We start from the raw sequence: 12,534 nt of genomic DNA on the forward strand, positions 1-12,534 counted from the left end.
GATAGTCCAGCGGTTACGACACAAAACCGCGTCACGCAAAACAGGCCGGCGGCCTGAACGAGGATTCTGAATTTCATGTCGACGCAACTGCTTGCAGCGAAAGAGGGGACGATCACCCCGGAAATGGAGTATGTGGCCAAGCGGGAGAACATTTCTCCTGAGTTGGTTCGGGACGAAGTCGCTTCCGGTCGCATGGTGATCCCGGCTAACAAAGTCCACCTTCAAGGTGTGCTCGAACCGATGGGGATTGGTCTGGCTGCCAAGTGCAAGATCAACGCCAACATCGGCAACAGCGCCGTGACCAGCGATCTGGGTGGCGAACTCGAAAAGCTGCACGTCGCCGTGCATCATGGTGCCGACACCGTCATGGACCTGTCGACCGGCAAGAACATCGACGAGATCCGGAAGCAGATCATCGAGAAGAGCCCGGTCCCGATTGGTACCGTGCCGATGTATCAGATGCTGGAAGAGCTGGGCGGCAAGATCGAAGACATGACCCCGCAGCACTTCCTGGACATGGTCGAGCATCAGGCGAAGCAGGGGGTCGACTACATGACGATCCACTGTGGCATCCTGCTGGAACATCTCCATCTGACCACGCATCGCGTCACCGGCATCGTCAGCCGTGGTGGTTCGCTGATTGCCAAGTGGATGATGGCTCACCGCAAGCAGAATCCGCTGTACACCGCTTTCGACGACTTGTGCGACATCATGCGTCAGTACGACGTGACCTGGAGCTTGGGCGATAGCCTTCGTCCTGGTTCGCTGGCCGACGCTTCCGACGACGCTCAGTTCTCGGAACTGGACGTGCTGGGCGAACTGACCCGTCGTGGTCGTGCCAATGGCACCCAGGTCATGGTCGAAGGTCCTGGGCACGTGCCGATGGATCAGATCGAGATGAACATGAAGCGTCAGCAGGACGTCTGCGACGGTGCCCCGTTCTACGTGCTCGGCCCACTGGTGACTGACATCGCCCCAGGCTACGACCACATCACCAGCGCCATCGGTGCTGCTCTGGCTGGTTGGCATGGTGCCGCGATGCTGTGCTACGTCACGCCGAAGGAACACCTGGGGCTGCCAGAAGCCGACGACGTCAAGCAAGGCGTGATCGCTTACAAGATCGCTGCTCATGCCGCCGACGTGGCGCGCCATCGTCCTGGTGCGCGTGACCGCGACGACGCTTTGAGCAAGGCTCGCTTCTCGTTCGATTGGAACGAGCAGTTCCGTCTGTCGCTCGATCCTGAAACGGCCAAGGCCTACCACGACCAGACCTTGCCGCAAGACACCTTCAAGAGCGCTCACTTCTGCAGCATGTGCGGTCCGAAGTACTGCAGCATGAAGATCACCGAAGAAATCCGAGCGATGGCTTCGCAAGACGAACTGATCGCCTTGGACAGCGAAAAGAGCTAGTTCCGCATCGATCGACTCATCAGAGAAACGCGGCGAAGTGGTTCGTCGCGTTTTTTTGTGCGCGGTCCGTGCCTGGGATAAGATTGGCGGAATAGTTCCAGCCGCTGAATGAGAGTTCTCCTCATGCCGACCGACCCTGAGCCGTCAATTTGTTTGAGCACGCAATCGCTGCTGCAAGACTTGGTTAAAGCGGCTCAGATTCGCTCGCTCGTAACCATGGCGAGCTTCGTTCCCTCGATGATATTTTTGCGGGGGTTCTCGCTTTTATCCTGCCGAAGAATTTCGAGTGGTTGGGGACCATGGGAATGTTTGGGCTACCACTGTTTGTTTCGTGGATGATGACTCGCTGGTATTGCATCCCTCGTGTCCGCTGTCCTGCATGTGGAACATCGCTTTGGCACTGCGGTAGTGAAAACTTTAAACCACGACGTATGCGTATTCGCCCAGGGGTCACTTGCTGCCCAGGCTGCAAGGCACCTATTGTCTAAGGTGAAGGCGGGGTGAATCTCGCGAAAACTTGTCCTCTGACGCTCGTTTCATCGCGATTTCTATACACACTCGCCTAGGATCATTCGCTGGAAACGTTGATAATGCCCAGCTATGGACGCTATCAACAACCCTTACGAATCCCCGAGAAACAAAGCCGCCTCGGTCAAGTCGATTCCGGAACATCTCTCGGGCGATCCTTCGTTCTATGCCACGACTGCCACGCAGTTCTTCGGGGCATTCAACGACAATATTTTCAAGCAGTTGCTGCTGCTGGTGGCGGTGAACCAGGTCATACAGGAAAAGGACGGCACCGACTATCAAGGTTTGGCGATGGTGGTGTTCGCCGCCCCCTTCGTGTTATTCGCTGGTCCGACCGGGTACCTGGCCGATAAGTTCAGCAAAACGACGATCATTCGCGTCTCGAAGGTGCTTGAGATCGTTGCCATGGTATTGGGCGTGGCGGCCTTCTATTGGTACGACCAGCTAGGCATGACCGGGCTGATGATCGTCCTGGCGTTCATGGGTTTTCAAAGCACGCTGTTTGCTCCCGCCAAATATGGAATCTTGCCCGAGCTGTTTCATGGACGCGATCTGCCGAAGGTGAACGGTGTGTTTTTAATGACCACCTTCCTGGCGATCATCTTCGGCACGGTTCTGGCCGGCATCCTGTGCGACTGGTTACCCAACAACTTGTGGATCGCCTCGACCGTGTGTGTCGGTGTTGCGGTTGTCGGGACACTGACAACGCTCCCGATGCGGCACACGCCACCAGCCACGCCAGATGTAAAGTTCACCCCCCAGGCCGCCGGCATTCCCAAGAAGACTCGTGAGCTCTTCCTGCGGGATCATGCGATCCTGAAGGCACTGTTGGCCTCGTGCATGTTCTGGCTTTGTGCCGGCATTGTGCAGCAGGCGGTCAACTCGCTGGGGAAGGTTCAATTGGAACTAAGCGATACGCGGACCAGTTGGCTTGGCGGGGCGATTGGTCTGGGGATCGGTCTGGGCTGCATGCTGGCAGGCGTGCTTTCCAGCGGTAAGATCGAGTTCAAGCTGGTGCGAATCGGGGCCTGGGGCATTGTCGGTTGCCTTGGTTTGATGGCCCTGCCCGGCGGACAGCATGGTCAGCTTCTTGGGTTGTGGGGAAGCTTGCCGGTGCTGATTTTGCTGGGGATCTTCACTGGTATGTTCTCGGTTCCGATTCAAGTTTATCTGCAGGCCAAGGCTCCCGAGGATCAGAAGGGTCAAGTGATCGCCGAGATGTCGCGGGCCAACTGGCTGGCGATCTTTCTGTCAGGGTTCTTGTATTCGATCTTCGATCAGGTTCTGATCTGGGGAAACATGCCACGCTGCTATTTGTTTGGATTCACCCTCCTCATCATGCTTCCGGTGGCTTTGTTATATCACCCCAAGTCGGAAGCGCTGGACACGGAAAAGGACGACTAATGCTCGGAGCATCTCTCGATATCGCGGCTTACATCGATCGCTTCAAGACAGAACTCGACAAGCTCGAACAATCGCAAATCACTAAGTGGGCCGACCTGATTTACGACGCCTACGAGAGCGGCAACTTCGTGTACATCTTCGGCAATGGCGGCAGCGGTTGTAATGCCAGCCACATGGCCGAAGATCTCGGTAAGAGTTCGCTCCGCGAGAAAGATCTCGGCGACGAATCGCTCCGCCGCTTGAAGGTGCTGAGCCTGACGGATAACGTCGGCTGGATCATGGCGGTTGGCAACGACATCGGTTACGACCAGATTTTCCTGCAGCAGGTGATGAACTACGGCCAGGAAGGGGACGTCGTCCTGGCGATCAGTGGCAGCGGCAACAGTGACAACGTGTTGAAGGCGGTCGACTGGTCGAATCGGCATGGCCTGAAAACGCTTGGCCTGACCGGCTACGGCGGCGGCAAGCTCCGCGACATGGCTCAGCATAGCTTCCATGTGCCGCTGGACGATATGGGCATGGTCGAGAGCATTCACCTGGCGATCTTCCACTGGGTGCTGAACGATGTCTTTGCCCGGATCAACGACGAAGGCCGCTACGCCAAATGAATGTGATCGGCGTTGAAATCGGAGGCACCAAGCTTCAAGTTGCCCTGGCCGATGCCGACTCGCTGGAAACGATCGTTTCGCTCCGGGAAGAGATCGTTCCGGCCAACGGAGCAGCCGGTATTCAGCAGCAACTGCAGCGCATGATTCGTTCGCTTCAGTCTGAACATACCGTCGCGGCGATCGGCATTGGGTTCGGCGGTCCGCTCGATGCAACAGCTGGAGTGATTACCACCAGTCATCAGGTCGAGGGCTGGGATCGGTTTCCGATGGTGGCCTGGTGCCAGGAGCAGTTCGGTTTGCCAGCCGTGATTCGCAACGACTGCGATACGGCGGCTCTGGCGGAAGCGACGCTCGGGGCAGGGCAGGGCAAAGAGAGCTCGTTCTACGTGACCATCGGCAGTGGAATCGGTGGCGGTTATGTCTATCAGGGACAACTGATGGGAGGTAGTCGCCCCGCCTTCGCCGAGATCGGGCATCTGCGACCCGGCGTGTTGCATTCCGAACCTGGCAACACCGTCGAAGCGGAATCGTCCGGCTTTGGCATCTCCAACGAAGTTCGCCAGTGGATCAAGAATATCGCCCCGGAAGAACGGGACGACGATTGCCGCGACCTGTTGGCTCGCTGCCAGGGGGATCTCGAAAAGCTGACGACCCGCGATATTGCCGAAGCAGCGCTGGCAGGCAATGTCATCTGTGAAGTGGTCCTGCGCGACGCGGTCGAGACGCTCGGCTGGGCCATCGCTCAGGTGATCACGCTGTTGGCCCCTGAGGTCGTGATCCTGGGCGGCGGCGTGTCGCTGATACCCCAGAAGTTGTTTCGGACGCCGCTGGAAGATCAGATCGCGACCTATGTCTTCCCGCCGCTGGCCGGCAGCTATCAACTAGTGCCGGCGCAGCTTGGCGAAGCGGTCGTCGTGCAAGGGGCACTGTTGCTGGCGAAGCAATTCGTTTCGCAGCACTAGTCGTTACCAGGCTTCAAATTCCAAACCAGGGATCTCCATCGGATCGGATCCCTCGATCGTTTGCTTCAGCAGTTGGGCCGCCTCTTCCCGCGTGACGATCTTGCGATAAGAGCCTTGGCGATCGGGGACCGGAATGTCGAGCCAAGGCTTATCGAAACCATCCTCTTCTTCTTCCCACATGAACTGTAGGGTCGGCTTGTCGTCGGTCTCGAAGATTCCGAGGAACGAGCCAGGGGTGGGTGTCAACGCGTTCCAGGCCGCGACGATTTCCACTTCGGTGCCTTCGGCGGCGTCGTCCGCATCGATGCCTTCTTGGGTTTCTTGATCGTAGAAGAAGTATTTCATTCCAGGAGGTCTTTATCAGGGAGATCGGTAAAGAGAGAGCCTATCGCACGTACTTGCCGCGGAACTCTGGCAGCGGATAGTCGACGATCGGCAGGTCAAGCCGGGCCAGTTCGCGTAGCCGTTCGTAGCCACGCGTCACCAACGTTTCTCGCTGCTGCACGAAGCTGGCGTCGAGATTCCGTTTGTCAAAATCACCAGCACATTCGACCGGAGCGAACTTCTCGTGCACGACAAACTGGGCCAACGCGGGATTGCATTTCACATGGCGTTCCGGCGTGGTATGCAGCACCTCGGGATCGAGTATGCCGATCACGTATCGCAGATACAAGTCGCTCTCGAACAACCGTTCAACTGGCTTCCCGCACACATCGCACAGATAGCCTTCGTCACACTTCGCCATAGAAATTCGCAGGGAAACAGGCTCGACTGCTGGGAACGTACCACGCCCCATCGCTGGTCAGTATAAAGGAAAACGTCGCTTTTGGGGGAAGCCCACCGTCTGGGAGACCGGTTTAACGGAGGCCTGCTTCGCGGCACCGATGCCAGGCGACCGCTGCGGCCAGCTTCTGTTGACGTTGCCCGCGCGTTTGCCCTTCCATCAGCGTCTGCAAGGTTTCTTCTGGATTGGGAAACAGCTTCCGGTTGCTGACTTGGAATAGATCCTTTTGGATCCGCTGTACCTCGGCGGCCGCTTCCGCTTCTTCATCTCGCAGCAACAGTCGGGCAGACCAGCGGGCGATATAGCTCCCTGGCAAAACGAGGCTTCCCCACAAAACGAAGTCGGCGTGGTACCAACGCCCCAGTACGCCGGTCGTCAGCGAGGTGGCGACCGAAGGATTTTGAGCCAGGCGTTCCACTACGTCGCGCCAACCAAAGTTCGCCGCGATTTGCAGCGGAGCATGAAACCAGAAGCGAGTCATGTCGTCGGTCGCCGATGCCCACTGCAGGCAAACCTGGTGAACCGCAGCGATCTCGGTGGGCGTCATCCACTCATGCGCGGAAACAGAATCGAGAGCAGCGATCAGACGCAACGGGCCATCTTCGTCGAACAACTCTCGTGGTTCCGCCTGACGTTGTTCTTCGCGGAACTCCGTGACCCGTTTCCGTGCCAGGATAGGGGGAAGCTTGCCGAGTTGAACCGGAAAGATACTTTCGTCGTAGTCGAACATCGACCACGGGAGTTCCCCTTCCATCGCCCACGATAAGCCATCGTCGATTGCCTCTGGATGATAGAAGCTTCCTTCCGGGTAATAGTCGGCCAGTGCCTCACGCGGTTTGTCGTCACCGTAGGCCAGCAAGATGAACGCGACCATCTGATCCAAAGGAGGCTGGCGCTTGCGACGTTTGGATTCGACTTCCCAGCGGTCCCAGTGCGTCCGGGCCTGATCGATCCACCACGCGTCGTCGACCCACGTATCGTGTCCCCGGGCAAACCACTGCGGCAGTTCCCAGAAGCTCATCGGTGGAAGCGTAAATAGGGGACGCCGCACCTTTTCCAATTGGGCCTCTTCGCGAAATGCTTCGATGTAGTGCGCGGCGATGCGATCGATTGCCTCGAAATCCAAGGCGTCCACCTCGTCGAGCTGCGGTCCCTTTTCAAACGGTTGTGGTGGCAGCAACCGTTCAGGGATCGCTTGCTTCGGCTGGGCCACAGCGGCGTTGATCTTGGAAGGCGTGATCTGGTCGCCAAGCCCTTGCTCCTGGAACCAACGACTCAGAAAATCGACCGGTGCGTGGCGATAGAGTCGCCGCGTCAGGCTCGTCCGAGGATCGAAGTGGAACTGCTGGTGCGTCGTGCCGTACCACCAGCCGGAGCGATTCCAATGAAATCGATCCTTCACGCAGCCTAATTCTGCCAGCAACGTTTCCAGGGTTTCAATCGTTTGCGTTCGTGCCGCATCAAGCCGGTTGAACTGCTGGACGATATGCTCCTCGATGCCCTCCAGCGAACCGTAGCGATTCAACAGACGCTTCCAATAGTGGCCGCCGTAATGAAACTTCATCTGATCGAAGCCATCACGAAATTCGATCCAAAGGACCGGCTTCTTACTGCAAATCTCCGGTCCGACGTTCTCGTTGCCCAGGCGTTCGCGCAGTCGCTCACACAAATCGAACCACGGATTCTTTCGACGATACCGGGCCATTCGCTTGGCGTAGCTCTCGGTGAAGAGTGGCTCGAACTGAGCCGACCAGTGTGAAATGGTTTCTGCGTCGGACCTCTTGTGAACGGGCGTTTGTTGCGGTGCCTCAGGAATCTCGATCAAACGCTTTGCTTCCGATCGGCTGAGCTTCTCGAAGTGCAGACCCTGGGCGAGCGTCTGAAGAGCTTCCGCTGGTGATCGACGCTGCAGAAGCCGCGTTAGATGATGTCCGACGTCGATTGTGGACATGCCGCCGTTACGATCGACCTGCCAGATTCCGGTCAGGCTGGGCTCGACCGTCATCTCCATTTCATGGCACCAATGTCGCAAGCCATGCAGGACCGCAGAACGTTGCTGATCGAGGTTCTGAAACTGAGCGACAAGATGCCGAGCAGCGGTCGCAGGCATCCGTTGACGCAGTGATTCAAATTGACGCTGATCAACCACAAAGATGTCGCAAGCGTCGGTGAACTCCAGGCAGAGCCCTTCCAGGACTTCCTGGCATCGGACGGAAGACTTGTCGGCGAGTGGACGCAGGGCGTCGAGTACTGCTGCCAATTCCATCGAACTTCCCTCCCTGCCTGCTGGTGACCATTCTGTTTGAATGTACCAGACCGTAGGAGGGGGAAAGAGGTTCGCGGTATCCCAGGTCGTCGGTTACAGTTTCTTGAGTTCGTCCGCCAACATCACCAGTTCGTCCGCCGTTTGTTTCATGCCGTGGACGATCGCGTTTTGCTCTTCCACTGCGGCGGCGATCGTGTTGCTGTTCTGATTCACTTCCGAAATCGAACCAGTGATATGCGTATTCGTGTCGACCACCCGATTGATGTTTTCGCGAATGCTATTGATACGTTCCGCGATGTTCTTGGTCGCATCAGAAGTGCTGTTGGCGAGCGACTTCACTTCGTTGGCGACGACCGCAAAGCCGCGACCTGCTTCGCCAGCCCGAGCGGACTCGATGGTGGCGTTCAAGGCGAGGAGGTTGGTTTGTTCGGCCAGCTCTTGAATGGTGCCGATGATGCCGCCAATCTCCTGGCTCGATTCCGAGAGTTGTCGAATCCATGATCCGGCATCGGAAACCTGGTGATTCGTATCTTCGGCCAGTTCCGCGTTGCGGGTGATTCGCAGCCCGATTTCGTCCATGGCGATCGCCATTTCGCTGACGCTGGTCGCGACTGAATTGCCGACTTCGGCCAGGTTACTCACGCGACCGCGAACCTCCGCCTTCTCCGTTTCGATTCCCCAGCAGGCCATCGGACCAATGTACTTGCCTTCGGCATCGTAGATCGCGCTCACGTTCAGGCGAATCACCTCTGGGCCGAGACGGAACTCTGTGCTCATCGGCAAGTTGCCAGGATCGCTGAGAATGTTGTGTTGAACCTGGGGGTTGCTGTGGAAGATACTCAACGGAGCTCCGACAATTTTGTCTGGCTTGACCGGCAGCAAGTCCGCAATTTTTTTAAATGTTGCCAGCGATGCTGGATTGATGTAGCGGATCACCATGTCGAGGTCCGCGAACATAATGTTCAGCGGGAGACGCTCCAACATGTTTTGCAGACGAGTTGCCTTTTGGTGGGCTTCAACCTGCTGGGTGACATCGGTGGCGAACTTGACGATCTTGCAGAGGTTGCCGTCAACATCGTAGACCGGATTGTAGCTGGCCTGGATATAGACTTTCGAGCCATCTTTGGCCACCCGCAGGAAGCGTCCGGGAAGGCCGGCTCCGGTCCGTAACTTATCCCAGAACTGCCGATACTCTTCGCTGACGGCATACTCCGGCGTCACGAACATACGATGGTGCTTGCCGACGATTTCAGGCAGCGAGTATCCGAGTGTTTGCAGGAACAACTCGTTCGCCGTGATGATCGTGCCATCTAAATTGAATTCGATCACCGCATTTGAGCGGTGCAGTGCATCAACAATCGCTCGTGCCTCGTGCAACTGCTGTGCAGCCTGGCGTGCTTTCGCTTCGTGTTCCGACTTATTGCGCCACGAGTAAAGGCGTGTCGAGATCAAACCAAACATGGTATGGCGTGTTCGCAGTGAGAGTACCGGAGTGTTGTCGCCGCATACGGCGTGTCATCGTTTGTTCCCGAAACACTAGAACGATCAGGGCCTGCTGGAAGTGTGTAGAAGAATGATTGCGGCGAATTGCACCGAAAAATGGCCAGAAAATCGCTATGACCGGAAGAAGTCTGACGAAACCTCAGGCGTGAAGTTTCCTTGGAAAAAACGAGATTTGTGACTCTCCCCAAAGTGCAGGGTAAGGCTAGAGGTTGCAGCCAATCGGAAGCAACCTCTAGCGAGGGGACCTATCGTCTACGGGTTGGTGGGTTTGCCCATTTGCTTCTGAAGTTGCTCGGAAAGCTGCTCGACCGTCGCGCTTTGTTGGGCCTGCTCGACAATGTTGTTGTCTTCCGCCGGATCGCTCTTCTCGTCGTACAGCATCGTCGCGTGAACCCCGTTCTGCTTGGTGGAATACTCGGTGTAGCGATAACCGTCGGTACGGATGGTGTCGCCTGCCAGGAACCGGCCAATCGCAAACGGCTTGCCGGCTGCGGTCGGATCTTTCAGCAGCGGAACGAAGCTGGTGCCCTGGCAATGTTCTGGAGTATCGAGACCGCACAGTTCGCACAGCGAAGGGTAGATATCGATGAACTCGGTCAACGCTGCCGTCTTTTGTCCGGCGTACTTGCCAGGGACTTTCACGATCAACGGAGCATGCATCGAAGTTTCAAAGCAGGAATGTTTGCACCACAGGGTATGCTCGCCCAGGTTCCAGCCATGATCGCCCCACAACACCACGATGGTGTTGTCCGACAGTTCCAGGCGATCGAGTTCGTCCAGCAGGCGTCCGATGTTCGCATCGGTATAGCTGACGCACGCGTAGTAACCATGGATCATGCTCTTGGCGGTTTCGTCGCTGACAGGGCCCTTCTTGGGGATCCCCGCGTAAGCTCGCAGTTCGCCAGAGCTGTGGATCGCAGCATCCGGAGCATTCTTGGGACGATGGTATGTTTCCGGAAGATCGATCTTCTCGGCATCGTACAGGTCCCAGTATTTCTGCGGGGCGACGAACGGCAGATGGGGCTTGAAGAAACCGACCGCCAGGAAGAAGGGTTTGTCCTGCTCTTTCAAACGCTGCAAGTCTTCAATCGTCTTGCGAGCCAGCTTGCCGTCGCGGTAAAAGTCGTCCGGAACATCGGCCGCTTCGACCGGAGGACCATAGCCTTTGGTGGTGGTCTTCGTCGCGGCGATGCTTTCTTTCAGCTTGAAGGTCGGACCCTTGGGACGCCAAGGCTTTTCGGACCAGCCATGCTCGTTGTCTTGCGGGTGATGGAAGATCTTGCCGTTGGAAACCGTGTGGTAGCCCGCCTCTTTGAACCAGGTGTTCAGCGTGGTGATGTTCGGCACTTCTTCCTCGGCCGAGGCAAGGTGCGTGATGAAGCGATCGCGCGCAGGGCGAATGCTGGTCAGCAGCGCCGCCCTAGAGGCACCGCAGGTCGGAACCATGCAATAAGCTCGCTCGAAGAGGGTTCCCTGGCCGGCCAAACGGTCGATATTGGGTGTCACCATATGCGACTTCCCGTAGCAGCCGAGTTCGGGACGGAGGTCGTCGACAGCAATAAACAACACGTTTGGTCGATCGGCCGCGGCCAGTGTTGGGGTAAGAAACACAACCAGCATCCAGGCAAGGAAGGGACGAGCCATGGGAGCAGTTTCCCTTTGGAGCAAGAAAGGTGGAAAGTAGTGGAGAAGAAAGACGCATTCTTCCCCAGAAGAGTGGAAAGAGGCAAGTGGATGGCCGACTTGGCATTGGGGGAATCAGATCGGCACTCTCGGTTTTTTAACAAAAGACCTTATGGATGTACATGTAAATTAGTAAGGACTGTATGAATAATGTTTCATTGGATTTTGCCGTAGCCGGTGATATTCTTCAGAAATCGCTTGGCGCGGTAAGCGAGACTTAATCGGCAAGACAGCCTCCTTGTCGGTCATCTTATCTTGTCTTGATTCCCGCAATGCGATTTGACGACTTATCCGTATCGTTTTTTACTTCCCTGTCGTATCGAGGTCTGCATAAGCGGGCCTTATGAATCACGTACTAAGCGCCTCATAAATCTTGGTCGTGGTCCAGCCTCCTCTTATCCAAAAGGTTCAATCCCATGTGCGCTTCCACGAAAACCTGGAATCGACGTGTTTCACGTCGCGGTTTCACTCTGGTCGAATTGCTGGTGGTCATCGCCATCATTGGCGTGTTGATCGCGTTGTTACTTCCTGCCGTGCAGCAAGCACGTGAGGCAGCTCGACGTATGCAGTGCACCAATCAGCAGAAACAACTCGCCTTGGCCATGCACAACCATCACGACACCTACGGCAAGTTGCCAGGCGGAAGTTACCGCAACTCGGACTGGGGTCGCGACTCGTACTCGTGGTACTGCTTCATTCTGCCGTTCATCGAAGAAAACGCGATGTACGAAGAGTTGAACCTGAACGAAAAGATCAACGGCGGTTCCTCGGTTCGCAGCTACGCTCGTATGCAGCTGCTTGACTCGATGTTGTGCCCCTCGGACGACTCGAAGATTCAGGAACAAGGTTCCGACAACTGGCAGAATTCGCTGCATAACTATGTGGTGTGCTACGGCGATGCGAACTTCAACTCGGGCATCGCACCATGGAATCAGGTCGATGGCTACGCGGGCAAGGCTGGCATGTTCGTTCCTGAGAAGCAAGCCGGTCTGCGGGATGCCACCGATGGTCTCTCGAACACGCTGTTGTTCTCGGAAATCATCACCCCAGCAGAAGAAGACTACTGGAGCAGCATCGGCCGTACGCAGGTTTCGATGGGTGCTGGTTTCACCACTTACCTGACGCCAAATGCCGACGCCAACGATCGCACCAATCGTTGCCACTTGAACCTCGGGGGCAACCTGGGTGCCAAGTGCACCGCCCATGCCGACTGGGATTGGGGTGCCAACGTGGTCGCGCCACGCAGCTGGCATCCAGGCGGCGTGAATGTCGCCATGTCGGACGGCTCGGTTCGCTTCATGCCTGAAACGATCAACCTGACGGTTTGGCGTGGACTGGGAACCCGAAACGGCGGCGAAGTGTTGTCGGACTTCTAAACGACACGGC

At 56.8% G+C, this 12,534-nt stretch carries 10 protein-coding genes; 5 read left to right on the forward strand and 5 right to left on the reverse strand.

Annotated features, from left to right (window positions below; all coding sequences use genetic code 11):
* Positions 1-75 precede the first annotated feature (75 nt).
* The 4 genes from thiC to AB1L30_RS08530 all read left to right on the forward strand — a co-directional run bounded on the left by thiC (position 76) and on the right by AB1L30_RS08530 (position 4,912).
* Complete coding sequence (gene thiC, locus AB1L30_RS08515) at positions 76-1,410, forward strand: phosphomethylpyrimidine synthase ThiC (RefSeq protein WP_367012991.1); 1,335 nt, start codon at positions 76-78, stop codon at positions 1,408-1,410.
* A gap of 600 nt (positions 1,411-2,010) precedes the next feature.
* A complete protein-coding gene (locus AB1L30_RS08520; RefSeq protein WP_367012992.1) occupies positions 2,011-3,342 on the forward strand; it encodes an MFS transporter in 1,332 nt (443 codons plus the stop codon).
* A complete protein-coding gene (locus tag AB1L30_RS08525) occupies positions 3,342-3,950 on the forward strand; it encodes an SIS domain-containing protein (protein ID WP_367012993.1) in 609 nt (202 codons plus the stop codon). The genes AB1L30_RS08520 and AB1L30_RS08525 overlap by 1 nt, the downstream gene beginning before the upstream one ends.
* Positions 3,947-4,912 (forward strand): ROK family protein, encoded by a 966-nt coding sequence (locus AB1L30_RS08530; RefSeq protein ID WP_367012994.1) that lies wholly within the window; start codon positions 3,947-3,949, stop codon positions 4,910-4,912. Before AB1L30_RS08525 ends, AB1L30_RS08530 begins: the two co-directional genes overlap by 4 nt.
* A 3-nt stretch (positions 4,913-4,915) precedes the next feature.
* Here AB1L30_RS08530 and AB1L30_RS08535 read toward each other — a convergent pair whose 3' ends face one another.
* From AB1L30_RS08535 to AB1L30_RS08555, 5 genes are all read right to left on the reverse strand, one after another.
* Positions 4,916-5,257 carry a hypothetical protein gene (locus AB1L30_RS08535; protein WP_367012995.1) on the reverse strand — a complete coding sequence of 114 codons (342 nt, stop codon included), beginning with the start codon at positions 5,255-5,257 and terminating at the stop codon, positions 4,916-4,918.
* 40 nt (positions 5,258-5,297) lie between these two features.
* Complete coding sequence (locus tag AB1L30_RS08540; protein ID WP_367012996.1) at positions 5,298-5,657, reverse strand: hypothetical protein; 360 nt, start codon at positions 5,655-5,657, stop codon at positions 5,298-5,300.
* A gap of 112 nt (positions 5,658-5,769) precedes the next feature.
* Complete coding sequence (locus tag AB1L30_RS08545; protein WP_367012997.1) at positions 5,770-7,962, reverse strand: hypothetical protein; 2,193 nt, start codon at positions 7,960-7,962, stop codon at positions 5,770-5,772.
* Positions 7,963-8,055: 93 nt separating this feature from the next.
* On the reverse strand, positions 8,056-9,423 hold the full coding sequence (locus tag AB1L30_RS08550) for a methyl-accepting chemotaxis protein (RefSeq protein WP_367012998.1): 1,368 nt from the start codon (positions 9,421-9,423) through the stop codon (positions 8,056-8,058).
* Positions 9,424-9,717: 294 nt separating this feature from the next.
* Positions 9,718-11,109, reverse strand: a complete 1,392-nt coding sequence (locus AB1L30_RS08555; RefSeq protein ID WP_367012999.1) for a sulfatase — start codon at positions 11,107-11,109, stop codon at positions 9,718-9,720.
* 455 nt (positions 11,110-11,564) lie between these two features.
* Here AB1L30_RS08555 and AB1L30_RS08560 point away from each other — a divergent pair, with 455 nt between their 5' ends.
* Positions 11,565-12,524: a DUF1559 domain-containing protein gene (locus AB1L30_RS08560; protein WP_367013000.1), complete on the forward strand. Its 960-nt coding sequence runs from the start codon at positions 11,565-11,567 to the stop codon at positions 12,522-12,524.
* Positions 12,525-12,534: the final 10 nt, after the last annotated feature.

Source organism: Bremerella sp. JC817 (assembly GCF_040718835.1).
In the GTDB taxonomy this organism is placed as follows: domain Bacteria; phylum Planctomycetota; class Planctomycetia; order Pirellulales; family Pirellulaceae; genus Bremerella.